At 46.6% G+C, this 25,944-nt stretch carries 21 protein-coding genes; all 21 read right to left on the bottom strand.

Features of this window, described 5'->3' with window-relative positions; all coding sequences use genetic code 11:
* Nucleotides 1-14: 14 nt before the first annotated feature.
* The 21 genes from HRM2_RS14805 to HRM2_RS14900 all read right to left on the bottom strand — a co-directional run bounded on the left by HRM2_RS14805 (nt 15) and on the right by HRM2_RS14900 (nt 25,918).
* Nucleotides 15-629, bottom strand: coding sequence for a methyltransferase domain-containing protein (locus HRM2_RS14805; protein ID WP_015904842.1), 615 nt, complete (start codon nt 627-629; stop codon nt 15-17).
* A 4-nt stretch (nt 630-633) separates the two neighbouring features.
* A complete protein-coding gene (locus tag HRM2_RS14810) occupies nt 634-1,911 on the bottom strand; it encodes an ABC transporter ATP-binding protein (protein WP_015904843.1) in 1,278 nt (425 codons plus the stop codon).
* A 144-nt stretch (nt 1,912-2,055) separates the two neighbouring features.
* On the bottom strand, nt 2,056-2,889 hold the full coding sequence (locus HRM2_RS14815) for an ABC transporter permease (protein ID WP_041273294.1): 834 nt from the start codon (nt 2,887-2,889) through the stop codon (nt 2,056-2,058).
* A 38-nt stretch (nt 2,890-2,927) separates the two neighbouring features.
* Nucleotides 2,928-4,670 carry a hypothetical protein gene (locus tag HRM2_RS14820; RefSeq protein WP_232364039.1) on the bottom strand — a complete coding sequence of 581 codons (1,743 nt, stop codon included), beginning with the start codon at nt 4,668-4,670 and terminating at the stop codon, nt 2,928-2,930.
* A gap of 1 nt (nt 4,671) precedes the next feature.
* Complete coding sequence (locus HRM2_RS14825; RefSeq protein WP_015904846.1) at nt 4,672-5,367, bottom strand: hypothetical protein; 696 nt, start codon at nt 5,365-5,367, stop codon at nt 4,672-4,674.
* Complete coding sequence (locus HRM2_RS25360) at nt 5,364-6,452, bottom strand: multiheme c-type cytochrome (protein ID WP_148214638.1); 1,089 nt, start codon at nt 6,450-6,452, stop codon at nt 5,364-5,366. Before HRM2_RS25360 ends, HRM2_RS14825 begins: the two co-directional genes overlap by 4 nt.
* Nucleotides 6,453-6,587: 135 nt before the next feature.
* Nucleotides 6,588-6,749 (bottom strand): hypothetical protein, encoded by a 162-nt coding sequence (locus HRM2_RS27125; protein WP_187149257.1) that lies wholly within the window; start codon nt 6,747-6,749, stop codon nt 6,588-6,590.
* A 15-nt stretch (nt 6,750-6,764) separates the two neighbouring features.
* A complete protein-coding gene (locus tag HRM2_RS14835) occupies nt 6,765-9,116 on the bottom strand; it encodes a hypothetical protein (protein ID WP_015904848.1) in 2,352 nt (783 codons plus the stop codon).
* A gap of 78 nt (nt 9,117-9,194) precedes the next feature.
* Nucleotides 9,195-9,644: a hypothetical protein gene (locus tag HRM2_RS14840; protein WP_015904849.1), complete on the bottom strand. Its 450-nt coding sequence runs from the start codon at nt 9,642-9,644 to the stop codon at nt 9,195-9,197.
* Between the two features lie 137 nt (nt 9,645-9,781).
* Nucleotides 9,782-11,605, bottom strand: coding sequence for a hypothetical protein (locus HRM2_RS14845; RefSeq protein WP_015904850.1), 1,824 nt, complete (start codon nt 11,603-11,605; stop codon nt 9,782-9,784).
* A 187-nt stretch (nt 11,606-11,792) separates the two neighbouring features.
* The gene (locus HRM2_RS14850) at nt 11,793-13,136 is read right to left on the bottom strand and encodes a CAP domain-containing protein (protein ID WP_041273297.1); all 1,344 of its coding nucleotides are present in this window, start codon (nt 13,134-13,136) and stop codon (nt 11,793-11,795) included.
* Nucleotides 13,137-13,382: 246 nt separating this feature from the next.
* A complete protein-coding gene (locus tag HRM2_RS14855; RefSeq protein WP_232364040.1) occupies nt 13,383-15,410 on the bottom strand; it encodes a TonB-dependent receptor plug domain-containing protein in 2,028 nt (675 codons plus the stop codon).
* Nucleotides 15,411-15,450: 40 nt separating this feature from the next.
* Nucleotides 15,451-16,788, bottom strand: coding sequence for a sigma-54-dependent transcriptional regulator (locus HRM2_RS14860; RefSeq protein WP_015904853.1), 1,338 nt, complete (start codon nt 16,786-16,788; stop codon nt 15,451-15,453).
* Between the two features lie 4 nt (nt 16,789-16,792).
* A complete protein-coding gene (locus HRM2_RS14865; RefSeq protein ID WP_015904854.1) occupies nt 16,793-18,217 on the bottom strand; it encodes a sensor histidine kinase in 1,425 nt (474 codons plus the stop codon).
* Nucleotides 18,214-19,005, bottom strand: coding sequence for an ABC transporter substrate-binding protein (locus tag HRM2_RS14870; RefSeq protein WP_187149259.1), 792 nt, complete (start codon nt 19,003-19,005; stop codon nt 18,214-18,216). Before HRM2_RS14870 ends, HRM2_RS14865 begins: the two co-directional genes overlap by 4 nt.
* Nucleotides 19,006-19,221: 216 nt before the next feature.
* Entirely contained in the window at nt 19,222-21,267 is a 2,046-nt protein-coding gene (gspD, locus tag HRM2_RS14875; protein WP_187149260.1) for a type II secretion system secretin GspD, read from the bottom strand.
* Between the two features lie 242 nt (nt 21,268-21,509).
* Nucleotides 21,510-22,229, bottom strand: a complete 720-nt coding sequence (locus HRM2_RS14880; protein ID WP_015904857.1) for a hypothetical protein — start codon at nt 22,227-22,229, stop codon at nt 21,510-21,512.
* The gene (gspM, locus tag HRM2_RS14885) at nt 22,226-22,795 is read right to left on the bottom strand and encodes a type II secretion system protein GspM (protein ID WP_015904858.1); all 570 of its coding nucleotides are present in this window, start codon (nt 22,793-22,795) and stop codon (nt 22,226-22,228) included. Before gspM ends, HRM2_RS14880 begins: the two co-directional genes overlap by 4 nt.
* 1 nt (nt 22,796) lies before the next feature.
* Nucleotides 22,797-24,194 carry a PilN domain-containing protein gene (locus HRM2_RS14890; RefSeq protein WP_015904859.1) on the bottom strand — a complete coding sequence of 466 codons (1,398 nt, stop codon included), beginning with the start codon at nt 24,192-24,194 and terminating at the stop codon, nt 22,797-22,799.
* Between the two features lie 69 nt (nt 24,195-24,263).
* Nucleotides 24,264-25,313: a type II secretion system minor pseudopilin gene (locus HRM2_RS14895; RefSeq protein WP_015904860.1), complete on the bottom strand. Its 1,050-nt coding sequence runs from the start codon at nt 25,311-25,313 to the stop codon at nt 24,264-24,266.
* A complete protein-coding gene (locus HRM2_RS14900) occupies nt 25,310-25,918 on the bottom strand; it encodes a hypothetical protein (protein ID WP_187149261.1) in 609 nt (202 codons plus the stop codon). The genes HRM2_RS14895 and HRM2_RS14900 overlap by 4 nt, the downstream gene beginning before the upstream one ends.
* Nucleotides 25,919-25,944 lie beyond the last annotated feature (26 nt).

A 25,944-nucleotide genomic window follows, 5' to 3' on the forward strand; every position in this document is an offset into this window, starting at 1 on the left:
TATATATTGATCCCTCACTTTTCCACGTACTTCAACAATTTTCGATGAAGCCTACGTCGTTGAATCTCTTGCTTGAATAAAGCAAAACCCTTTGTAGAGGGTTTTCGGCATACAATCATGCTGTCCTGCCATTGGTTGCTTTCTTCAGAAAACCGGTCATCCGCTTCCCACTGGGTCGAGTTCTCCAGAACTTCCAGTTTTGCAAATCTTGCCAAAGCTTCGAACCCGTCGGGATAATACCGCCAGCAGTCGACGGGATACCTGTGTTCAAACCCTCCTGAGGGTGCAATAAGACAACAAAGACCACCCGGTTTAAGAATTCGGGCAATTTCAAGCATGGTGATCCAGAAATACTCGATATGTTCAAACGCCTGTCCTGAAATAAGAACATCAGCGCTCCTGGAACCAATCTCATCCCATCTGTAAGGATTCTCTAACACAATATCAACGTTTTTGCCGGGGGTCATATCTACGCCTGAATATGCCCAGGGCCCCTCGGCAAAAAGGTCATGGTAGCTGCCGTTGACATCAAAACTTCCAAGGTCATAAATTCTCAACGGTTTATCACACATGGGGCCTAGATATTTATCCTTGAATACACCCATTTTATCCATGGAACTCTGATGCATAGTATTATCCTATAAGGTGGAAGTCTACCTTTGTCTGAAGTGGAGAAAACAACCCGACCGCAGGCCTCGTAGAGATGCTGTTCACAACCAGCGCATCATGTAAATAGTGACACTGGGAATGATCATCCATTGTTCCGTCAGCCAGGGCAAGGGAAACGGTGTAATCCCCGCAAACTAGGTTGGGCCAGGTATGGAGATGAAAGCAAATACAATAGCGTTTTCCATTTTCCAAAGGAGAAATTTTCTTTTGAATAAGACTCGTATTGTCTCCAAAAATTCCCCTCCCCAACCGGTCGTTTACAATATAACCAATAATGGGGCAGCAAACCGCTTCAAACGCCTGTACAATGATTTCAATTTTGCAGGCACTCCCGGAACAGGCGGTTCCAATACCGCCTTGGTCGGTGGAGAACCTTGCAGACAGGATCTTGGCCCTGCGGTTTCCAAACTGCCTGATGCTTTCATCAAAATTGACAAACCCCTTCTTCAGGGTCGAATCCATGGACATTTCTATCTTTTCAGGCAAAGGCACGGCTGGTTTTCGATCCCCTTCATACATAAATTCAAGGTATTTTTCCGCAACAGCCTTTGGTGGTCCATCCTCCCGAACCCTTCCCCCATCAAGCCAGATCACCCGGGTGCAAAGTTCGGTCACGGCCCCCATATCGTGGGATACAAAGATAACCGTGCCAGTACGGCAGAATTGCTTTATTTTTGCCATGCACTTTTGCTGAAACCGAATGTCACCCACCGACAACGCCTCGTCAATAATCAGGATATCCGGAGAAACATTCACCGCCACGGCAAAGGCAAGTCTGACATACATGCCGCTTGAATATGTCTTTACCGGTCGATGAATAAACTCTCCTATATTGGCAAATTCAAGAATAGGTTCAAAACGTTCTTCAATCTCCCCGGCAGAAAGCCCCATGATGGATGCATTCAGACGTACATTTTCAGCCCCTGTAAACTCGGGGTTAAAACCGGCCCCCAGCTCCAACAGAGCAGATACTCTTCCCTTTACCTCAAGCTCTCCTTCACCGGCAGAAAGAATGCCACAGAACATCTGCAAAAGTGTGGACTTACCCGAACCGTTGGCTCCGATAATGCCCACCGTCTCTCCCTGACTGATCTCAAGGGAAACGTTTTTTAATGCCCAGAATTCTTTAAAAAACCGCCTCCTTCCACGAAAAAAAGCCTGTTTTAAACGATCCAGCGGTTTTTTATAAATATTGTAGCATTTATTCAATCCGCTGCATTTTATTACAATGTTTGAAGACATACCCGTCGCATTTGCTTAAATTAAATCAAGAAACGCCTTTCCTCCCCATCGTTTTTTATATGAAACGCCCACCAAAGCATTGCAAACAGAGGCGTTTCATCATTCGTTGTGGCCGGATGCCATCTCTCGCTCCGGCCGAGCCGGTCAAATGACATCCGCAAAAGATTTCTTACTCTTCATGAACCATAAAAAACCTGTAACCATAACAAATAAGGAGATGACAAGTCCAATTAAAAATGAATCCCAATCAGGTAAAAGCCCCCAGAGAACAACCTTTCGAGAATTTTCAACAAAAGCTGCCATGGGATTTAGTTTACAGAAAAAGAGAAATTTTTCAGGAACGGCACTGACGGGGTAAAAGATCGGGGTCAGGAAAAAAAGCATATTCGTCAATATCCCGATGGTGGCACCCACATCCCGCAGAAAGACCCCCAGGGAAGCCAGAAAATAACCACACCCCAGGGAAAACATCATAACCGGAAGCCAGACCAGGGGAAGACAAACAATGGTCCAGTGAATTGAATGGTCAACCACCAAAATCCCCACAGCCAGAACAGATAGGCTGATTACCGCATTGGTAAACGCACTTAAAAACCGCACAAAGGGAAGCACCTCGATGGGGAACACGACCTTTTTTACGTAATTTACATTATCAAGCACAATCATGGGAGCGGTGGTGACCACATCGGCAAAAATGTTAAAGGTAATCAGCCCCATGAAAAGGGCCAACGCAAAGGTGCCCCTTGTTTCCTGGGCATCTACTCCCCACTTGGCTTTAAAAATAACCGAAAAGACAAAGGTATACACGAAAAGCATGAGCAAGGGCTGAATAAACGACCAGCCAAGTCCTGCCATGGAACCTTTATATCTGCCAATCACCTCCCGCCAGGTCAACTGCCTGATCAAATTCCGATACCCCCACAAATGAAAAAAAATCTCCAGGGGATTTACATATTTTCCAATAGTCCTGTGCTTCATCAAACAATTCCATAAAAAATTGGGTTTGGTATTCCAGGTCAGGGTTTCACCCCGTTCACCTGATAAACAGCAACATACAAATCTTCGTAAATGGGCACCCCCTTGACCTGGGAACCACACAGCCCAGGGATGATATCACCCCTTCCAAAAAGAACATCCAGCAGGTAGTCATCAAAAAGGGAATTCATCCGGCCGATCTGTCCCTCCATCAGAGGGTTTTTTCTCAACACATTGTATGCTCCAACCAGCTCTTCCTTGATTTTCTTATGTACAATCAGATAACGGGGTTCAACGGTCTTATTCATATTAGAACAGACAATAGTTTTAAAACGCACCCCCGGATGCTTGGTAAAAAGATCCTGGTCGAACCCCTTTCCAGCCGGAGCCGTCAAGACATTCCTTGAATGAAAATTCTGATACATTCCATACAGGGGAAAAGTAAAAAGCAGGGGAATTTCCACAATATCGCCAGGAGGAAGTTTGTCCAGGACATTGGTATAAAAGGAGGGGACTATCATTTTAAACTCTGACATTTTTTGTACATCCGGCAAAAAAGAGGTCATGGGATGGGCATTAAAGCGATTATGGGTGTCAACCCTGTAGTGAAGGGAAACCTGATGGTAAATTAAAAAAAATGCCACAACCGTAAAGGCTCCGGCCAATGAAAATCGACCGGGAATTGAAAAAACAATGATTCGTTTGAGAATCCCGGTCAGGCCGCAGACGATCGCCACAATAAAAACAGGGATCAGATGCACCATGTAGCGTAACCAGACCCATGGTATCTCCAGGAGTTGGGGCTGAATCCAGAAAAGAACTGCGGTCTGGAACAAAAGGATGACAAGACAGCAGGCGGTTTCCCAGGGATAACGACGACCAAGGGATAAGGCCCCTGCACACCCCAATGCAGGCCAGATCCAGAAAGGAATCATCCCAGGCAGGCCCAGGATCAACAGAAGCCCATGCTTCATGGTATGAAGATCAGCGGTTCCGGCCCCGCCTTTCTGGCCAAGGCCTTCCAGAAATGACGACATGGAAGGCCCCAGGAGTACAACAGTCAGGCCAAGGAAAAGCAACGCAGAAAACAGCCATTGTTTCCATAAATCCCTGTAACCGTCCTTAAAAAGAATCAGGCACAGGGGACAGGCCATTATCACGGCCAGGGAAGGCGCAAAAACCGGATGAAAATAGAGGCAGAGGGAAGAGCAGACCGCTGAAACCACCAGGTAAAAGCCCCGCTTTCTGCTACCGATCCAGAGAAACAGGGCCATGAGTGCCCCGTTGAAAAGCAGAACCACCATGGAATAGGGCCTTGCCTCCCTTGCAATATAAACCAGGTAGGGAGAAAAGGCGATAATTCCTGCAGACAGAACAGCCTCAACAGGCGAAACAATCCGCCAAAGAACAAAGATTGTCCCCGTAACCAGCATGGCTCCGGGAATCAGGGAAGGCAGTCTCATCCCAAGCTCGGTCAGCCCCACGGTTTCCAGCAACGCTTTATTGTAAAGGGTCAGGGGAATGCAGGCATCACTTTCTGAAAAATGGGTAATGATCCAGGAAAAAGATCTTGTAATGCAGCATTCAAGGGAGTGTATTTCATCGGCAAAGATAAACATATCCCCTGCACACCAAAACCGCAGTATCAAACCAATGACTGCTATAAAAAAAAGTCCCACAATGGCAAACCATCGGGTGAATCCATGGGTTTTGGCAAGGGTCATAAAGGGCCGCACCCGGGTTTCAAAGCGCGGGAATTTTGCAAGAACAGCCAATCCTGCCACGCTATTTTAAGACAAATCTGGATACACGAAAGGGAGTGGATTCATAGAGCCAGAAGGGAAGCGTCGTGCTCCAGAGCTGGGTAAAAACGTCGGTTGTTTCTCCGTTGGGATTGACCTTTTTCAACTCCACCACCACGAACTCAGCCTGGTTCAGCAAGGCGCTGTCTTCGGGCAATATCATACCTGAATCAACGGCCTCTTCCATGGTGACACTTTCCAGACGCATACGATAGGTATCAATAAATGAGGCATAGTCACCCACTTTCCGGGTGATGTTGAATACTTTTTCCTGGTCGTAATCCGACAGAACCGTGTTAATCCAGTTGCACGGGATCAAGGTGTTTTCCATGACAACCGGCTGGCCCGGCAGACATTGTCCCTCTTTTTTTAATATTTTTTTCCCCACGCGGGTTGACACGCTGGCAGAGATCATGACATTTTCTCCCGACAAGACAAGTCTGGCCGATGTATCGACAACGCCCGAGGCATCGGCGACAGAAACGATATTCTCCCCGGTGCTGCCGTCCCTGGTGTAGAGCCATGTAATATGACCGATCTGATTCTGACCACCGGGCTTTAGATAGGTGGAGTTAACCTTCCAGGAATCCGGCAGATCAAGTGCAGACACGGGAACAACGGTAAACAGGCTGACCAGAATTGCCGAGATAAAAAACAACCTTATTTTTTTAGGATTCATTTCTGCCCACCCCCCACATGCATTACAATCTTACTTTTTTTCTCAAAATCAAAACCCGGATCATATTTGTCATTGTGACAGCGAATGCAGGTATTTTTATCCACTTTTTTAAAATGGCTGGTTAATTTCGGATTACGAACGTGTATACCGGCTGGGCCGTGGCAGGCTTCACACTGGACATTGAGCATTTTCGAGGCGGCGAGTATGCTTGAAAGTTCCCCCAGACCCTGTTTTTTAGCCTCTTCTACTCCCGTTGCATGGCAGGCGAGGCACTCGGGATTCTCGGCCTCCCCTTTTTTCACCAACGATTCAATTGCATTTGCATGGGACGTTTTTTTCCAGGAGTCTACAATTTCGCCATGGCAGCGGACGCACCATTGACTGCCCACATAAAACTCGGGCACAATCACGTGACTGTCATTGTTTGTCTCTTTATTTCTTTTATCGGTATAATCCTTAAACCAGGTTTTATACGCCTCAATCAGTTTTACAATTTCTCCATCCGCCTGGATCATGCTTTCCATCACCGGCACACCCTTTGGCACAGGGATATCGATTTTTCCGCCATTAATGGAGAGATCCACATGGGAGATCACCTGGCCCTTATCATTGTTATAAACCAGCGAAGCGTTATTCACCTTGATCTTTTCATAGCACACGGCATGTTTTGCACCAACAATGGCAAGGTCGATGCCAGGGGTCATTTTAATCCATTCCTGGGCCTGATCCAAGTCGGTTTGAAGCACGACAATCATCAGGTCGTGGGGGACTTGATCCCGAACGGCAGCCAAGGCTTTAACGGGATCCAAAACCTTATAGTTCATATTCACAAGATACCGGGCACCGGGTGAAAGCACGGATGTGACCAGAATACGTTTATCTCCCCGGGTGATTAAGCTATATTTTGAAAAACAGGGCAACTCAGTCTCGGAATAAACAAGATTTGCGCACACGGCATTCAGCTTGTTCTGCTTTATAAGACCGTTCAGGTATGGCACTCCGAATCGAAAATCAGAAAGTCCCGGAGCGATAACATCCATTCCCATCATGGAAAAAGATTTAAAAATAACTTCGGCCTTTTTCATTTCCGGTTCATCCGGTTCCAGGTTTCCAAGGCTGTCACCCGAATTTATAATAAGAAAATTTTCAGCTCCATTTTCCAACCGAAGTTCGTTGATAACCGTTGTTTGACGAGACAGACCGCCCGCCTTTCTTCCCCCTCAACCGCAGGACTCAAGCTCGCCTGCCTGCATACCGAAATAGGCGACCCTTATATTGGGGGAGGCTGCAAAAAGCGGGGAAGACAAAGAAAGAACCCAAAAAAAGATCAACACCAGGGACAAAAACCAGGCCCCTGTTTCTGCATTATTTTTAACCAACATACATTTACTCCCTATCTAATCAAATATCTTTCCCGAAAGAAGCTCAACTTTTTCCCTGGTGCCATAGAGCGCAAGACCTGCAATCGGGGCAGTTGCATAAAAGGTTAAGCTGTTCGCCTGAACATTGGGGAAAAGATCTGCAACAGTCTTGACTACCTTTTCCAAGGGGTTGATTTCCATCTGCCGGGAACCGACCTTAACCCCGGCCGAATCAAAACCCACCACGTCAACGGCGATGGTCCAGTTGTGGGGATTTACCAGATTTACCCCGGTCCACCAATCATTATCCGAAGCCGTATGGCCGAGACGTTTACTAACGGACAGGGCCTTATCGGTAAACAGGGGGAAAAGAGCATTTGAGACCTGATTATATCCGTAGCGAAAATACCCCGCAATTGGATGGCTCGCCGTAACCTGGAGCCATGAGTCGCTGAGGCGTTGATCATCTACCCCCAAGGTGACTGAATTTAAGGCTATTATTTGCCGCCCATGGCCTGGCACGGAGATTAAAATGCGGGAAAGGGTACTACCGTCAATGGCCTCAAGGCTTAGGTCAACCGCCGTCTCTTCCGGGTTGATCAACACAAGCTCTGTTTCCCACCCGCCAACGGCACAAAGGCCGGGGATAAAAAAATCCTGGGCTGTCTCCAGGAGGGGCAATCGATCGGATTTGCCAACCCTCTCGTTCACCTCAATCGTTCCCGTTAGCTGCCCTGAAACGTCTTCAATCATTCCCCATCCGTTAAAATTAACACTTCCGGGATAATCGCCCGAAGAAAAAGATCTGGATCCTTTGGATGGAAGGTCAATCCGGGTCGTATCAAAAGGGATACCGTTATCATAATAATATTCAATCGCTTGATTGAGGTCATCCTCTCCCGGGTTAAAAAGAAAGAGGGATGCACTTTGGGTCATGTTAAATGTCTGGGTCAGCAGCGGAATTATCAGTTTTCTGGGTGTACCCGATCCTTTGTTTGACCGGGGGGTTGAAGAAAGGGCGTCGCCATTCCCGTTCAGCATCAAAAGATCAAGGGGATACCTGGACGAAATTTTAACAAGGGAAGGCGTACCCTGGGAAAAATAATCGATATTGGCATTTTTATCCAGAATACCCGACCAGTTGGACGCCTTGTCCAGACTGTTTTTCACCCCCACCCCGGCAAGGGGAGTCCCGTTTTGAGACATGAAGGTGACAAAGAGATCATTTACAAGGGTTTCGTCCTGGTTGGCCAAGGCCATGCCCATCCAGTAACGGTTGTTGGGCACGTTCAGAAAATAACAATTCTCAGCCATTGTAACGTCCAGGTAGAGATGCACAAAAACATCCGAAGCGTTGTTTTCATCAGGATAGATAATCAGCTGTGCCTTGCCTGTACAATCAAGGGAAACACCGGCCGATTCCCCTGTGATGGTACCCGATGCCCGTTCTAAACCGCCTTGAAACAGTTTATAGGAGGCCAACGTGCCCCTGGGGGTCTGCCGGTCCAGGGCAAACGACAGATCAAGGGTGCCGTCACAGACGATATCAAAGGCGTCGGATTCACCCGGAGATACAATAATTGCGTGGTGGCCGGGCAGGATTTCACTTACACCCTCATTTTCATCGTCCGTGGCATTTGCTATCTCCATGATCGTTTGATACTCAATGTTTGGATTTTCAGCACCCTGGGACACCGGCACCCAGACGAGTTCCGGGTGCAACTCGATTGACCATCCCGTCCACTGGCCATGGGTATAGCTACCCTGGGCATCCTTATAGAGTCGATACTCATAGTACTCGGGCAACTCTTTTGTACCTTCAAAGTCAGGGGCTACAAAATCATCGGCATAAAAAATCGTGCATTGAACATCGTCAAATTCCGTGGTCTGGGTGAGCGTCATGGTATACCGGTAAATCGGGTAGGACCAAAACGCCTCGGAGTTGTCGAGATCGGCGGCCACAGCCATTTTATTTTCACCCACATACTCCAGCAGGTAGCGATGGAAAACAGATGGATCATCGGACACGTATGCAACTATCTGGGGATCATCGGCATGGGCCAGGGTCATCAGCCCTTTTTTATCGCCAACGGCAAAAAAAATTCCCTTGTGGGTCGACGTTTTGAATTGAATATCCTCCAGGATCGAGGCATTGGCCCAGGCATGGCAATAGCCGGCCCAGGAGATACCACCCGGAGTGTAGTGGTTTACCTGCTCCCAGGCGGAAGCCAATGCAGGAGCCACACCCTGTGTGTAGTAATCATACTTTCCAAGGGGAGAAGGAGAACCATTGTAACCAAAGACAAGGGCGCCTTCCGTCAAGGGCCACCAGTAACCGGACCAGGGTTTAAACGAGGCCTCGCCTGTCAGAACCTGGACATTCGCCATGGCTGGCTCACCAGGGAAAAGAAAGAATATGAGGCTGAGACAAACAACAAAGCTGAATCTTTTCAAAACATTTCCTGCCTATTTAGGTGTGGAGGTAAAGATATCCTTAAAAGAGACCAGTCGCCCATCAATATACCATACACCGTCAACAAGCACCCAATTGTGGGGGATCACCATATTGTCGACCCTGTGCCCAATAAAATCAAAACTCTCACGGAGAAAAACACGACCGGTTTTTGCACCTTGAACATACTCAATGGATTCAACCGTTGAATCAAAGTAAACCGCCTTTTGATTATTTATGTGTTCCGCCAACGACACCTTTTTTCTATAATCAGGCGAATAATAACCATAGGCCGTTTCTTTATCATTGCTCTGCCTGGCCTTTAAAAAACCTGAAACCCGCTGCTCAAGAAGGTCTGCCGGGGAAACCCTGTCCAGGCGGGCACCATGGCAGCCGTAAACAAGGAGGGCAGAGACACACAGGGAAAAGATTACAAAACGCTTAAATTTCACCTTAAATTTCACTAGGACCACCTGTTTTTCTTCTTTTTAAATTTGAGGAGATCACCTCCCCATGCTGCTAAAAAAAATCAGGAGGTGAAACAAGTCCACCTCCTGAAATTCAAACAACAAGGGAAGCTAAATCACACTTCCGCTATTTTCTAATGCTGTACAACTCCGTTTACGAAAACCCTTGGCAGGTAGCCATGCATAACGCCTGTGCCGCCTACAAACATGATTCCGTCAACAGCGTCATCAGCCGTTACTTCGACCTGAACATCTGAGGCAGTATCAAGGGCTGTTGTGCCGTTGACAAAGGTAGCAGCAGATACAATATCACCGATCATCTTTGTATACTGAGCCTTGGCATCCATGGATACGGCAAGGGATCCAGAACCGCCCTTGGTGTCGTAAAGGGTGATTGTAGCATTAACTGCGTTCATAGAGGTGTTTGTAACAACAATACCTGACCAGAAGGATGCGTTTGAGGAACCTGTAGCAAAGGGATACAGGAGGCTGTACGTACCAGCAGCTGTAGCACATTCGTTTACGAAGGTTGCCAAGCACATAGTTCCAACTGTTGTACCGCCACAGGGGTACTTACCAAAAGTAACCTTCACTTCAAGCTTGGCTCCGGCAACAAGTTTCGTATAATCGTAATGAACTTGAGGCAGATCAATGACAAAGGAGTCATGGGCTGAACCTGCAGTAATCTCAGTATTGAGGATTGTGGCGTTTGCAGCAACTACCGAGCTGTTTAAAGTTCCGGCGGTCATGGGAGTTCCAGCACTTGAACATCTTCCGGCATTGCTGATCGTTGTGTCATAAACATAACCACCAGTAAAAGTGGAATCCCACCAGACAACGGAATCATCTGCAGCGATACCGTCGATCAACAGCTCAAGCTTAACTGTAAATATCTGGTTAGCAACAAAATTATCTCCTACTTTTCTGAGGATCACACCATTACCAAGAGCAAGATCGCAGGTGCCAGTTGAAGTCCAGCGATCTGCTAGTCCAGCTGCCCCAGCTGCCAAAGTACTGTAAACGCCAGAATCAAAGACACCTGAAGGCTTAGATTTAAAACCGAACTGATCGGTGGAAGAGGCAATTTCTACCGTGTTGCAGGCATCCTTACATACATTCTGAACCACATAGGCAGTTGCTGCAACAACATGGGCGATGGTGTAATCGCCGGAAAAACCAAGTTTATAGGCGGTTGAGGCCACGATTGAATCGGGTGTGGCTCCAACATACTCATAGCTAAAATTTATGGTGTTGATGCAGATTACGTTGTCCTCAAGAGCGATATTTTGGTCGTAAGCTACTGAAGGACTTGTTGCTGATTTAAAAAAGTAATTTCCACCGATCTTTTCGTCAAAAAGCTTGATACTCAAGATAGTTGTAGTCAAGGTTGGAACATATTCAACCACAAATTTTTCACTATTGGTTGCTGTTACAGTTCGGAACTTATCGCTAGGATCAAGGTAACCCAGGGTCATGGTTACAATCTGGCTGCCTTTCTGCGCATAGACCCTGAAACCAACCGTGGCTGCAGAGCCGTCGATAGCCAGAGCACCAGAGCCAAATGCGGTTGCAGCGGCACTAGCGCTAGTAACATCACTAGGGCTTGTAACTTTAATCAAATCAGCGGCAGGAGAAGCGCCATTGGTAGTTACGGGATCAGCAGGATCGATTGAAATAATGGAACCCAAAGGTCCGTCATCTGCAAGGGCAAGGAAGTAATCGATTGCCTTGCAAGCGGTTACATCGTTGTTCAGGGTGAACTGAATGACATCACCCGATTGCATTTTCGTACCGCTGTCAAGCTCCATGGTGATGGTACCTGCCTGATCGCACTCAGATTTAGCAATGTTTGGAACGGTTGTCTTCAGGGTTACATGGTTGTTAGCAAATGCAACTCCTGTGAACATAAACACCGCACAGATTGCAATTGCGTAAGCAATACTTTTTTTAAAATTCATCTTTTTTCCTCTCAATTAAATTTGGTAAAGTTAATTTTCTCTAATACAAAGCGTCCTGATTTACTTTTCCGGCTCACCTCCCTTCAACATTGTTTTTTATTATTATCCCTACAAAACTATGAAACTTTACTCAGCATATCTTATTACTTCAATCAGATATATCTGTTAATACCATTCTGCACAACGCCTACTCCTGGAGATCGACAAACAACGTCACCATGCTGTTCACTCCGCCGCCCACATTTAAAAATTGCTCGTAGGAGACATCACCCACCAAGACTGAAACACGATAAAGCCCTGGACGGACGGTCAGTTGAAAACTGCCGGCCTCGTCGGTTCTAATTTTTTCATAAACAGGTGCCCAATAGTCTGGATTAGACATCTCTTCAACGGTCAATTCAAGGGATGGAACACCTTCCGATGTATCGCAAAAGGCGTCAATGTTCACACCATTGCAGACAAACCCGACGATATAGGCAAGTTCCAAATCGGAAGCCCTACTGAAACGGCATTGGGCTGCAAAGCCGGGTCTGCCGGATTCCAGGATGCCGTACCCCATACAGATACCGATCTCTTTAAAATCAGGATTGAGGATATGCCTTTCAACGGCAACGGAGCCATTCAACTCTGCCAGAAATATGTTTTTAAACACCTGTTCCACATCTTCCGCAACGGTCATCACCTGGTCTTCAAACACCACACCCACGGTCACCGCCGGGTCTGTTTCGCCAGGACTATTGACAGCCACCCCATTCACCCAGACCGAATCCAGGTTGACGTTGCGCCCAAGGGGAGCAAGCCCGTTGTCAAAAACAGACTCAAGCTCTGGAAAATTTTGTCTGAGTTCATCAACATCCAGACCCAGTATGGCTGCCATGGAAAGGGGGTTTGACCGTGCCTGATTGATCAGGCGCATCAATCGAGAGGTCTCCTTTGCCCCATCCTTTTTTCCAAAATCCGCCGCGACCAGATAGGCATTGAAATATCGACCGGAAACAGCCATGGAGCCGTAGTCAAACCCGATCCCGATCTCTTCAAGATCAGGATCAAGCAAATTGCGAAGTCCCTGATAATCCGGATCAAGTTCTTTCTTCAACATCCCCTCAAAAACAATTCGAACCCCAGTCCAGGGATCCATGAAATTCAGAAAGGTCACCATGCCGAGGGACTCTTTTGCCATGCTTGATTCATAGCCTGACTCTTTGATCAGCTGATCAAAGCCGTCACCGTCGGCGAATACAAGAGCGAAACGGCTCTGCTCCGCCATTTCTTTTGTTTGACGCCCTGCTGCAATTTTAAGATTTTCATTTGGAGCCAGGGGAGCCATGCCCTTTTCCATGGCAAGGTAGACCTTTGGCATCTCCTGTTCCAGGCGCACCATATCAACCCCAAGGGAAATCGCTGTAGCAACGGGATTTTCCCTCATGCGGTTCACCAGTCTGTAGAACTCGTCTTCAGGCCCGGACTCATCGGCAAAGGCTGTAAAGCCGACTAAAAGTGCCATGAGGGTCGTGAATATATATTTGATCATAAATTTCATGACAAGCTAATATACAAGATATATGCCAAAGGGATGACATCAGCTTTTTTTTATTATATTTAATCCATAGACATAAAGATAATTTAAAAAAGCAGGTACTTAGCATAGAATTAAAGGCACGACAGGAAAATTTGCCGTCAAACCCGGCCCATTTGTTACCGGGTGACAACCATCAACTGCCCGTGGTATAGTTCAGATATAGCCAAGCCTGGTCATATCCAGCCAATTTCTTTTTTTTTACCATCTCTTGCTCAACATCACCCTCACGGAAAAAGGTTCACCAGTTATGGTGCTGTATGTCCCCGGAGTTTCATAGGCCTCGTTAAACAGGTTTCTAACGGCGATCTCCAGATTAACTCCGGGAACGGGAAAATTTCCCATGACAGCCGTTAAATCCCCGAGCCACATGCCCGGGACAGTGACAATATTTTCAGTGCGGGGGTAAATCAGGTCTCTTGATCCGGCATACCTAATTCCTGCTGCCAGGGAAACATCTTTTACAGGGGTCCAGGTTGCCGTTAAGTTAAACAAATTTTCCGGACCGACGTCATAGGGGTAATAAAGGTCAATATAATGTTTTATTATCTCACCGTCTTCGCCCATGTAGGAATAATCATTGTATCTGTACAGTTCATCCGGACCACTGTGTTGCATCAGGGTCAGATTCGCGCCGATTTTCAGGTTTGCAAACAAAGAGAAAACAGTCTCAAGCGTCACCCCTTCAATTCTTTGGCTGCTGGGCTCTGAAGCACCGGCATAGGGGTCTTCCATACCATGATCTTGAATCTTATTGGAAAATAGGCACACCCCTGCCTCAAATTCTTTCAGGGGTTTCCATAGGGCCTGGAGGTTCAGGCTGGTAATATTTTCAAGATCCGGGCTATCCTCCACCTCGACAAACTGACGGGCATAGGGCGTTCGGTATGCATTGCCGTAAATGATCTTGTAAACCCACACAGGCGACGGTGTCCAAGTCACACCGGTGTTAAAACTGACCTGATCCTTGTAACTGCTGTGGGCGTCGCTTCTAACGCCCAGCCAGAAATCAACATCCCTGATTTTATGCCGGTATTGTCCGAAAATTGATCTGAGATCTCCATCTGTATCTGCATAGCGTACAATGGGCAGTAAAAAGGTATTGTCCGGCTTCAGGTAGTCGGGAAGATAGCCATCCCACACCACCGCATTATCAATACGCATTTTTTTTAATGAAACCCCGGCTGTGAAAAGCCCGGCTGCCTTAAAAAAAGACCGGTCAAGAACAAATTCGCCATACAGGGTCCTCTCCTCCTGCTCCATGCGTTTATCCACGACCTCATAGCCGGGAGCAATCCTTGAAAACGAACCGGAAAAACGAAGGGAGGTGAGTTGATCCAGTTCCCTTACACCATCGACCTTGATAAAACCCGAGGAAGTGTCACGACTCTCATACCATGAGACACCCCTTTCAGTATCGGAGAGTACATAGGGATTTACATAATCGCTGAATCGGGCGGAAACCACAAACAGGTCTTCCAGGGATATGGATGTTGAAGCCTCAAAATATCGGGAAGTATCCGGCGCATTTCCCCAGCGGTTTTCCGGAAGCGTCGGCCGTAATCCATCGTTCCAGAAATCGGTGATACATTCCCTAGTCCCATCCCCATTGACTTCACGATAGGACATGGAAAAAAAGGCGTCCCAATCCCCGGCATCATGGCCAAGATTCAAATATGCCCCGTTTTCCTCGCCGGTTGATCCAACGGTCACTCCGATTTCAGAACCGTCAAGGTCCTTGCCCGTCATTGGGACCACATTTACGATACCGGCAAAGGCATCCGCACCCCAAAGCACGGATCCGGGCCCCTGTATGATCTCTATACGTTTTACAGACGCCAGGGACAACTCATTGTCCATGGGAGGCAGGGCGTTTGAAAGACTCGACTCAACCGGAACTGAATCATACAAAAACAAAACAGAATCCGGAATCCCACGCAAATAGGGCCTGGAGCCCCACTCTTTTTGAGCCATATAAAATCCAGGAACCCATTGAAGGGCCTTGCCCAGAGTATCGGATCCGTTTTCCCGGAGCGTTTCCCCCAATATCACCCGGGCCACGGCCGGGGCCTTATCAACCCGCTCTTCCCTGCGGGACGCAATGGAGAGCACATCAAGGTCTTCGCCAACAAACATAAGCATGGTTGTCTCGGCGACCAACGCTTCCCCGGGGGGAGACCCCGCTGCTGAGGCCCCCCCATGAATCTGGAAGATCAGTAAAAAAAACAAGGCTGGAGAAATGTATGGTTTAATAAAACGCATATTTTTTTTAGTCTCTTTTCATCAGAACCCTGAATTTGGCCCGGGTCAATCCCAGCATTTTTGCGGCCACCGTCTGGTTCTGGCCGGCCATGTCAAGTGCCTGTCTCACAATATCTGTCTCCAGGGTTTGGAGACAGACACCATCCGGCGGAAGTTTATAGTCTCCCTCATTTTCCCCAGGACCATGGGCTTTCTTTAAAAAAGATAATGTCTGCGCAGTGATGGCATTGTTCTCTTCAAGAATAACAGCCCTTTCAATGGCATTTGCAAGTTCACGAACATTACCCGGCCATGGGTATTGGGCAAGCAGACGTTTTGCCCCATCCGTTAAAACAACATCGTTTCCATTAAAGCTCTCTTTCAGAAAATGAACGGCCAGGGCGGGGATATCTTCCTTTCTTTCACGCAGGGGTGGAGGAGAGAGGGGAAACACGTTTATTCTGTAATAAAGGTCCCTCCGAAACCGATTTTTCTCCACCAGACCATCGAGATCCTGATGGGTTGCGCACACGATACGTACATCAACCGGGATCTCGGCATTCCCCCCCACCCGCTGGATCTTTTTCTCCTGAAGCGCCCGCAAAAGTTTTGCCTGGGCATCCAACGGTAAATCCCCGATCTCATCGAGGAAAAGCGTTCCGCCGGATGCATATTCAAATTTTCCAATGGATCTTTTATTTGCACCGGTAAACGCACCTTTCTCATATCCGAACAGTTCCGATTCCACCAGGTTCGGAGATATTGCAGCGCAGTTTAAAGGCACAAAGCGTTTGTGGGAGCGCAGGCTCTGACCATGAATATACTTAGCCAGCAACTCCTTCCCGGTTCCGGACTCGCCACTTATCAATATGGCTGAGTCACTTTTCCCCACCTTTGCAGCAAGATCGATAATATCGGACATGACCTTTGATTCAAAAATCATCTTACTAGCACAGGCACCATTATCAAGCTGTTTTTTCAGGTCCCTGTTCTCCGCCATAATACGGGACAACTTAAGGGTCCGCTCCACCGTCAGAAGGACAGATTCTTCTTCAAAGGGTTTTGTAAGATAATCCGCAGCCCCCATGCGCATGGCCTCCACCGCAGACTCCACTGTGGCAAAGGCGGTAATAAAGACAACGGGGCAGGGAATGTCCAGAAGCATGATCTGCTTTAAAAGACCTGTTCCATCAAGACGGGGCATCTTCATATCGGTAATAACCATATCATAGGGTGTGGAGCTGACCATCTCCAGGGCCTCGGCCCCGTCCTTTGCCTGGTCCACCAGATGTGCCCTCCTCCCAATCATAATTGAGAGAAGATAGCGAATTTTCTCTTCATCATCGACAATCAGTATTCGAGCCATTGTTTTACACCTTAACTGCTTCGTTCTCTTCCATTCTGGGTAGGGTGATAGTGAAAACAGCACCCCCTTCTTTTGCATTTTTCACCCCTATGGTACCGGCATGATCCCCGATAACCTGCCGGGCAAAAGCAAGTCCAAGTCCGGTTCCGCTTGCCCGGGTCGTGAAAAACGGATCAAAAATTCTCTCCAGGTTTTCACTTTCTACGCCATCTCCCTGATCGCAAATCTCCACCGCCCACTGATCGGCATCACACACGACATGGACGCCCACAACCCCACCCCTTTGGTTTGCCTCACAGGCATTTTTTACAATATTGCTGACCCCCCTTATCAGAAGATCCATATCCGCCATGGAATACCAGGGTTCATCTTTGATACAGGATTTAATTTCAACCGGAGACGAGATTAACTGAACTTCAAAACGGGCCACAATATCCTTCATCATTAAATTTAGATCCACCTGGCGAAGCATGGGTTCACACGGGCGGGCAAAGAGAAGAAAATCTTCGATCAATCGGTTGAGTCTTTCAACTTCATCGTCAATGTATTGAATCATTAAATTATCATGGGGAAGTGAAAAATCTTTTTTAAGCATTTGAAAAGACCCCTTGATGATGCTCAGGGGATTTTTCACCTCATGGGCAACCATCAGGGAAAATTTTCCCCTTTCCGCCAAGGCGCTCTGCTTGAGCAGGGCCTGATTGACCCGTTCATAATCCTTTCGGCTTTTCTCCAGGGAATCGAGCATACGGTTAAAGGCAACGGCAAGATTTCGGGTCTCAGGGAGATTGCCCACGGGTGCCCTTAAATCCTTGGCACCCTGACCCACACGGGCAGCAGTCTCGGCAAGCCATGTGACCTCCTTTACAATGGATCGGGAGATAAAAAAGAAGATAATGGCAGCCAGGACGACCAGCACCCCGGATACAATGAAAAACTGCCGGGTGATCTCCACCATTAACTGATCAATTCCATAGGTGGTATAGTGGATACGTACCTTGCCGATATATTCCATCCCGGTAGTCTTTTGTTCCCCGAACAGCGTCTGGCGGCTCCTGAAAAGCAGATTCTCATTTATGTTTTTTTTAAAAACAACGGGTGTTTCAACACTGAATTGTTTTCCAGAAACAGGGCGTGACTGTTCGACAAGTATTTTTCCATCCTCATTTATAACCGTCACCCTTGCAACATCCTCTTCACCAAGCAGATTTAAAGCCAGAATCCGTAATCCGGCCTTGTCTCCAATCAGAACGCCGACCTCGGAGTTCATGGCAAGATATTTGGCCAGAAAGGTAATTCTGTCCTTGAATCTCTTGTCCATAAACTGCCGTGTTATCTGAACAGCCATATAATCAAGGGAAAAGGTTGCAGCGCAGATCAGAAAAAAACCCGCAACAAGGAGCCTTGCATGGATACCTGCTTTTCTCATTTTTCACCTTCCACTGCAATACCGACCTTTTTTATAATGGCGTCATTGAGCATGATTTTAAACGCAGGAACAACCTTTACGCACCGCCCGTCCTTCAAACGCTTTAATGCAAATTCACCGGTTTGACGTCCTATTGCTCCATAATCCATGACAAAAGAAAGGGCAGCACCACTTTGAAAAAAAAACCGGTTAAAACCAATGACTGCTACATTATTGGAAATCGCCTCCTTGATTATATACTGGATAATACTTTCCGATATAAAGGTACGGTCTGGAATCAGCCATAGAGCGTCAATCGTGTTCCAGCCGCCAAAAAGCACTTCAGGAATCATTTTACGATGGGAAACCGCCAGCTTTGTGATTTTTAAATTCTTTATAGCGGATAGTGCAACAGCAGTTTTTGCAAAATTGCCATTATTGGCAGGATCATATAAAAGGCCCAGGGATTTAAGGTCGGGAAATACCCTTGAAATGATATCAATCTGATCGGACACAGGAATATTCAACGAAATACCGCATTCATTTCCCCCGGTTCCCACAACGTCTTCAGGATTCAGAAGCATGGAATAGATTGGAGAAGGATCAGGCTTCAACGCCCATAGATACCTGGCCGCTTCCGGGCCCACCCCGATACACTGGTCATATTTGCCGGACAATATCTTTTCCGTCAAAATCTGGGTTTGCTTGTCGGTGTTATTTTCGACAAAAAACAGGTCTGCCTGCCCTCCAAAGGTTGAAATCACCCCTTCTATTCCTTCAGCAGCCTCCATATAGGGCCTGATCTTCATGGAAATAACAACCCCGATTTTCGGCGCAATCAAATCCTCTAAAGCCAGCCCCGGCCCTGCCTGTAAAACGACGCACAGGATCCAGAACGCAACAACGGATCTGGGCACCGTTGATGGGTAAATTGAACGATATGGGGCAAACACTTTCATAGGAATGCGTATATTTATAATCCCGACCAATACATTGCAATTATAAAACTCTCATCTTACTCGCAATCATTCTCCACTATATGTCCCCGTGCCCATTAGAATCTTTCCCGTATTTCCCACCCGTTGCCGGAATTCATTTGTCACCTGGTCGATATCATCTAGATCACTTACAACACGGGGTGTTATTAAAATGATCAGTTCATTTTTTTCATTACCACCCGCTGTCTTTCCAAACAGATACTTAAAAAAGGGAAGCTGATTTAACAACGGAATACCGGCAGATGAATCCTCTTCTTTCTTTCTCATCAGGCCACCGATTGCAATAGTCTGATTGTCATTGACCGTGAGGGTGGTCTGAACGGATCTCTTATAAAATGAAGGATACTCCTGTCCACCGGCCAAAACAGCATCGGCCTGCTCACTGACCTCTTGGTTGATTTCCATGCTGACAAGCCCCCTCTCATTGATATGGGGAGTCACGGTCAGAATCACACCGGTGTTTCGGTATTGGATATTGGTTGCCAGCATATCATCACCATCTGTTCCATATTTATATTCCGTGGTTACAACTGGAACTTCGGTGGAAATATCTATTTTTGCCTCTTTGTTGTCCGATGCCAGTACACTGGGGGAAGAAAGGATATTGACATCCCCTTTACTTGCAAGGGCCGTCAAAGTTGCCGCCCATTTCTGGGTATTGCCGAAATTATACTGTAGAACATTCGTGCTCCCAAGAGTGCCCTGGATCAATCCGTCGGCGACGGACCCACCGTCCTTAATAAAAGTCCATTCTACACCAAGGGAGGAGCTATCGTTCAGTGTAACCTCGGCCAGGGTTACCTCTATCAGTACCTGCCGGGGAAGAACGTCGAGTCTTTTTAATACGTCAAGAACGACCTGGTAATCTGCAGGGGTCGCCTCAATGATCAATGCGTTTCGAATCGCATCCGGAATGATGTTAATGCTGGTGTTCAGGGATGAAGAACCTGAAATGGAATTCGGGGTTGGCCGGGCTTTGGTTTTGGGGTCATTGATTTCTTTCTTGGAAACAATTTGAACGGGCAGCATAGCTTGTGAAGGTTCTTTTTTTGATGAACTCTTTATATTTTTATCCTCTGATGGCGACTCTTTTTTACCGGAAAAAATTGTCGATAAAAGATCTCCCAACTCCGATGCTTCGCCGTTTCTCACATTATAGATAAAAATCCTTGGTTCATACCCGTCAACGGGTACATCCAGCAGGGAAATAAGTTCGTCGATTTTATCAAAAATCTCCGACTTTGAACTGATTGCCATTATGGCGTTCAACCGCCCCAACTCAATAAGCTTAACATCCTTTCCCAGGGACTGGCCGTAGGATGTAAAAAATTGGTTCAAAGTCTGCATGATTTCGGTGGGGTCGGCATGGGCCATTGTGTACAAACGGTGATCGACCCGTTTGAAAATATCTACATCAAATACCTTGACCAACCTAAGTGCCTTGTCGATGTTCGTGCCCTTATCCACTAACAGCATCATGTTTGAATCGGCCTGGGAAACAATCGTTCCGTCTGCAGAAATAAAGGGGGTGATAATTTTAGTCATTTCCACAGCAGAAATGAATTTCAGGGGAACAATCTGAATAATCACCCTTTCGCCATGGGAAATTTCTCCATCATCGGTTGAGGTTCGCAGCCCAATGGGCATTCGGGACGCTTCATTCAGGGCAACGATTCTATACAGATCCCCATCGCGGACAGCTGTCAGGCCGTTAATCTCAAGGATCTGATAAAAGACATAAAAGAGCTCATCTCTTTTTAATTGGCCTGCGGTATGGATGGTTACAGCACCACTGATATCCTTCTCAACAAGATAATTTATCTTTAAAATTTCAGCCATGGTCCTGACAACCTCATAAAGGTCGGCATTATCAAAATTAAGAACCAGGCCACCGGGCTTTGATTCATTCCGTTGGATCGGTAATGACCTGCCGCTGTTTTTTCCCGACTTCAAAGCATTTAACGGAACAGTCTCCCTGTCCATTAAAAATGAATTTCCATCCGTTTTTTCGGACCCATCTGTTTTTCCTTCTGTAATCTTAAGGGCAGATCCATGCCCGGCCCTCTGTTTCATCAGGGGTAGAATTCTATCCTCACTATTTTGCCCGGTTGATCCAGGACCGTCTTTTATGGCCGCAACGGGGGTCCCGGATGGTGATTCGGGCAAATCCGCCGAAGGGCTCGTCTTTGTTATATTCGGGACACTTTCATATTTAACAGCAGGCTTACCACCTGCACATCCTGAAAATACGAATAATCCTAACAACAAAATCAATAGAAAGGTTTTATTCCCCGCTGCAGTCTTCTTTGTCATTACTAGTTTATCCTTTTCTTAATTTTTCCAAACGGTGTATCAAAAACCTTATATTTGATTTCCTCCCCATTTTGGGATTCCCCAGGGGAATCCACCTTATCCTGGGCAGGTTTGGCATCGGCACTATCTGTCGCGACCACTTTCGGCCTGTTTATTTTCTTTGATACTGTCCGTTGCCTGACTTTGTCAGAATCGTAAAGGAGAACGGCTATCTTCTTGGAATTATCATTAAGAATGACCCGGTCTTTTAAAATATCATCCACCGTTAAGGTACCAACGACATCTCCGGGTTTCACCCAAATCTGTTTTTTGTCACCCTGGTGCTCCAAATCAGGATTGCTCAAAAGAGCAGACCTGTAATCCGCCATGAGGATCACACCGTACAGAACGATGTTGACACCGGCTACCACCACTTTTTTAATTTCCGGATCAGGCTCCACCTCGGGTTCCTTTACCACCTCAGGTGCCACCGACAACGCTGGAACAGGTTCAAACACCTTCCTGTCCGGTGCAAATAGATTATTTTCCGCCACAACCCCATAGGAAGATTTAGGCGGCATGGTGATCTTGTAATTATTTTTAAGATCCTGTTCTCCCCTCCCCTGAACGGACTTTTCGAGTGTCGTCCATGCGGGTTGGGTCCAGACCCCAAACGTTTTGACAAGGGCAAAAACAATCAAAAACAGCAATGCCAGGTTTATCATCCACACCCTTGAGATCATTTCTCCACCTCACCTGTTACGTCCATAACACCCTCAACGGTGAGAGTTGGCAATAACAGCCCCTCCAGATTCTGGCCAGAGTTTCTCACAATTTTTATGTCGGTCACCTTCAAAATTTTAGGAAATGATTCTATCCTGTAGAGCAGCTTCCACAATTGACTGATGGTCGACGAAAAGGTAAGTTGAACTGAGATACCAAGAAAAGAGGGGTGGTCAAACGTCCTGTTTGGCATGACCCGCATGGTTTTTATGACAATATCTTCACCATCGGCAATCTCGTTTACAATATTTTGAAGATCCACTGCGGCAAGGGCAGGGGTTTTTCCGTTCAGCAGATCAGCCTCGGATCTTTCCGCAAGACGGGTCAACCGAACATATCTCTTTTCCAGGACCGGCTTTTCACTCACCTTTTGCTGATATTTCAATAGTTGTTTCTGTTTAAGCCGTATCTCACTTTTCGATGAACCGAGATCCTCGATAAGATGGAAGTTTCGATACAGCATCCCAAAAAGAATCAATACCACACCGCAGATAAGAATATTGCGCCGCTCTCTTGTAATTTTCAATTTAACCTTCCACCTTCAACCCTATCTTGAACTTCTCGTTTCCCTCTTTATCCTTCCGGATTGTGGTCATGAAAACCACATCTTTAAAAAGCGGAGACGCTTCCAGCAAAGAAATCATTTCAGAAGCCGACCGTGCCGTACCCTCTATCTGCATCCCTTTCTCGGAATAGGTAAATCCTTGAAGCCAGGTTTCCTTGGGTACAATGACGCTAAGTGCCTTCAGGGTATCGGTTATTGATACTCTTTCAAGCTTGATATTATTTAAAAAGTCAACACGTTCTTCCAGATTTCTGCAGTTTTTTTGAAGGGTGTCCAGGGATAATACCTCCACACCAAGGGTTTTTATCTGTGCCTGCATCTCTTCCATAACCATTTTCTGGTGGAGTATGAAACTGCCCCCCCATGACGCACACGACAGGATCGCCAAAACAGCAAAAACAGCCATAAAATACAACCCTGCCCTGTCCGGCTTTCTCCGCATGACAAAGGGCAACAGATTAATCTGCAGGGGAAGTTTTTTCAGGCCTTTTAATGCAAGCCCCAGGGCCACTATTGCCTCCGGTGAAGGCTGATCCGGTGAAAACACCCCCGCCTTTGTCCAATCCATTATCTCAATATCAAAGGCATCATTTTTTCCGAGCTGCTTTAAAAGATCCCCATCACGTGTCAATCCCCATGGAAATAGTTTAACAGAAAGCTTTTCAGACCTGGAGACCTCAACCAGTGAATGCAATTCCGACTCGATGAGCCCCTGAACCTCGCCATCATACTCGGCAAGGGGAAAAGATCTTGAACTGGTCAGCAAACCGTGTTCAACAATTCCGATCTCCAATAGTTCTGACGTTAAACCGACAAAGGCCTGACGCCCTTTAAACGCCCCGTTTGACAGATGGCAAAAACAGTTAAAAAATGCGGACGAGGTGATTTCAACACCCAAAACTTTTTGCCCCAGACCCTTTATGAAATTGAGATAGGGCCGAAGGCTCTTTTTTTTGACAACAACAAGCAGCACCCTCAATAAGTTGCGCTTTTCATCCGCCTCCAGAATCTGATAATCAAAGTCGATATCATCCACAGGAATTGGGACATGCTTGTCCATCTCGTACTTCAGCGTTGTTCCAAGATTTTCCTTTACGGCAAAGGGAAGTTCAATGAATTTCAAAATAGCCAGGGATCTTGGAATGCCAAGATGAATCAAGGCTGATTCAGGGGTGTCCTGATCTATCCACTCCCCGACAAATTCTGCGGCAGAAACAAGATTTTGTTCAAGAGTTTCCTTCTTTTGCAGAACAAATTCATTATGGGCTACCAGGCGAATCCCCTTGAACGAAGATTTCAACCTCAAAACTATAATACTGTTCTCTCTTATATCAATACCAATGCTATTTTGAAAAAACATCAACGCCTCCACAACCTTTCAAATACAATCAACTGGAACGCTATGAACACTAAAAGAGCCGCTAATATATCATTGCAGCCATTGAATGATCTCATACCCCATTTCCAGTTTACTGTCCACCCTGAGCCTTGCCTGAATCTCGTTTTTAACATTGTCACCATCAACCATTCCCGTCGATTTCATAGTGAATAACGGCAAGTACTTTAATGTAAGGTAAGGGGAAGCGCCACCAAAAACCGCTTTAGGGACAACCGAGGCCAGCTCCAGAATGGACGTAAAATCCTTTTCCTGCCTGTAATCAATAATGGCCTGGACAGCGGCATCGGTCATCAGGGGAAAAGCCTTCAGCACTCCAGGGGGTGCGGCATTCAAATTGATCTTGTCATAATCAAAGGCCTCTTTATTCTCACTATTGAAATTCCCGCCTCTGAAGATCAGTCCTCTTTCGTTGGGAGAGACGGTTATCCGCTCTTTTAGCGTTTCATTGAACAGCTTTTCATCGACACCTCTGACCAGCATAAGTTCTTCTATCGATTTAAAATCACCATTGCCACAGGGGTAAGGATTATCCAGGGACAGATAGTAATCATCCTCTGCACCATTTGCATGTTGTATGCTGTCTTTATCTCTCCAGTCAAAAATAGAATCAATTATCACGCTTTTTTCATAATCATCAAGGTCTATCCCGTTCAACAAAATCGTAAAAAGGAATCTTCCGGCTTTGTTGATATCTATCCTACCGCTGTCATTTCCTAATTGAACCTTAAATCGGCCCTGGGCAAATTCAATCTCCGGCAAATCCGTGTTAACCCGCCAGTCAATAACCGGATCTTCCACGGGATCTACCTTGGAAAAAACATTTTTACCAATTTTCTCTTCCGGCTTTTTTATCAACTCCGAAACGGCAATGTTAAACCCAGCCCTTGCAATATAAAAAGCCTGGGTTGCATCTTTGTAACTGCGGGTTATATTGACCTCGTTTCTCATTGTTCGGCAAAATTCACCGGTGATCACCGAAAGCAATACAAGCACCCAAAGCACAAAAAAAAGGGCTATACCGGCCTCGTCTCCATGAGTTCGGCAATCAGCACAATAATTGAATGGATTTTTTCTCTTCATGGATCAACTTTAAACCCCTTTGATTCGATCCGTGCAATAACGACAACCGGATCCTCACTGCTTTTTTTCTTGATAAAGAGTTTAACTGCCGACGGCATTTTTTTATTTTCGTTCCAGTCCCACGATTCAAGCCATTCCACCTTGCCCTTATCCGGCATTTCGGGAAGGTATTCAAAATGGATCTCAACAGCTCCGGAAATAAGCCTGACAAAATCTTCACGTTCAACATCCATTGCATCATCAGCACTGGCTTTGACAAATAATAAATTTTTCTCGAAAAGAAAGAGAGACTCCCCCTCCCCGGTCTTTTCTGTCCCCACCCGATACTTCACATAAACCGGTACAGACCCATTTCCTGGTACAATGGAAAACATGGAGCAAAAAGCCATGGACTTGGCATCTCCCTTAAAATTCATCTGGGATGGGTCAACAACAGGCACAACAGATATAATCTGGGTATTAACAAGGTCAAGGACAATCCGATACCTCTGGCGGGACTCGACCCCCCTTTCACCTTTTTCCCATGCGCTCACACCCAGCCTGAAACCACCCATCATGAGCACAATGATGACCGCCATCAAGGTCAAAGAGATAACAACCTCCATGAGGGTGAAACCCTCCTTGCCGGCCC

Source organism: Desulforapulum autotrophicum HRM2, from assembly GCF_000020365.1.
Lineage (GTDB): Bacteria > Desulfobacterota > Desulfobacteria > Desulfobacterales > Desulfobacteraceae > Desulforapulum > Desulforapulum autotrophicum.

What these genes read in the sequence shown, in the direction of transcription:
- HRM2_RS14835 (WP_015904848.1), bottom strand. Translation starts at nt 9,116, where the DNA reads ATGGCGAATGTCCAGGTTCTGACAGGCGAGGCCTCGTTTAAACCCTGG.
- HRM2_RS14880 (WP_015904857.1), bottom strand. Translation starts at nt 22,229, where the DNA reads ATGATCTCAAGGGTGTGGATGATAAACCTGGCATTGCTGTTTTTGATT.
- HRM2_RS14825 (WP_015904846.1), bottom strand. Translation starts at nt 5,367, where the DNA reads ATGAATCCTAAAAAAATAAGGTTGTTTTTTATCTCGGCAATTCTGGTC.
- HRM2_RS14870 (WP_187149259.1), bottom strand. Translation starts at nt 19,005, where the DNA reads ATGAAGATCAGGCCCTATATGGAGGCTGCTGAAGGAATAGAAGGGGTG.
- HRM2_RS14805 (WP_015904842.1), bottom strand. Translation starts at nt 629, where the DNA reads ATGCATCAGAGTTCCATGGATAAAATGGGTGTATTCAAGGATAAATAT.
- HRM2_RS25360 (WP_148214638.1), bottom strand. Translation starts at nt 6,452, where the DNA reads ATGAAAAAGGCCGAAGTTATTTTTAAATCTTTTTCCATGATGGGAATG.
- HRM2_RS14895 (WP_015904860.1), bottom strand. Translation starts at nt 25,313, where the DNA reads ATGAAGAGAAAAAATCCATTCAATTATTGTGCTGATTGCCGAACTCAT.
- HRM2_RS14860 (WP_015904853.1), bottom strand. Translation starts at nt 16,788, where the DNA reads ATGGCTCGAATACTGATTGTCGATGATGAAGAGAAAATTCGCTATCTT.
- HRM2_RS14810 (WP_015904843.1), bottom strand. Translation starts at nt 1,911, where the DNA reads ATGTCTTCAAACATTGTAATAAAATGCAGCGGATTGAATAAATGCTAC.
- HRM2_RS14815 (WP_041273294.1), bottom strand. Translation starts at nt 2,889, where the DNA reads ATGAAGCACAGGACTATTGGAAAATATGTAAATCCCCTGGAGATTTTT.
- HRM2_RS14890 (WP_015904859.1), bottom strand. Translation starts at nt 24,194, where the DNA reads ATGTTTTTTCAAAATAGCATTGGTATTGATATAAGAGAGAACAGTATT.
- HRM2_RS14850 (WP_041273297.1), bottom strand. Translation starts at nt 13,136, where the DNA reads ATGATCAAATATATATTCACGACCCTCATGGCACTTTTAGTCGGCTTT.
- gspD (WP_187149260.1), bottom strand. Translation starts at nt 21,267, where the DNA reads ATGAAACAGAGGGCCGGGCATGGATCTGCCCTTAAGATTACAGAAGGA.
- HRM2_RS14900 (WP_187149261.1), bottom strand. Translation starts at nt 25,918, where the DNA reads ATGGAGGTTGTTATCTCTTTGACCTTGATGGCGGTCATCATTGTGCTC.
- HRM2_RS14865 (WP_015904854.1), bottom strand. Translation starts at nt 18,217, where the DNA reads ATGAGAAAAGCAGGTATCCATGCAAGGCTCCTTGTTGCGGGTTTTTTT.
- HRM2_RS27125 (WP_187149257.1), bottom strand. Translation starts at nt 6,749, where the DNA reads ATGTTGGTTAAAAATAATGCAGAAACAGGGGCCTGGTTTTTGTCCCTG.
- HRM2_RS14845 (WP_015904850.1), bottom strand. Translation starts at nt 11,605, where the DNA reads ATGAATTTTAAAAAAAGTATTGCTTACGCAATTGCAATCTGTGCGGTG.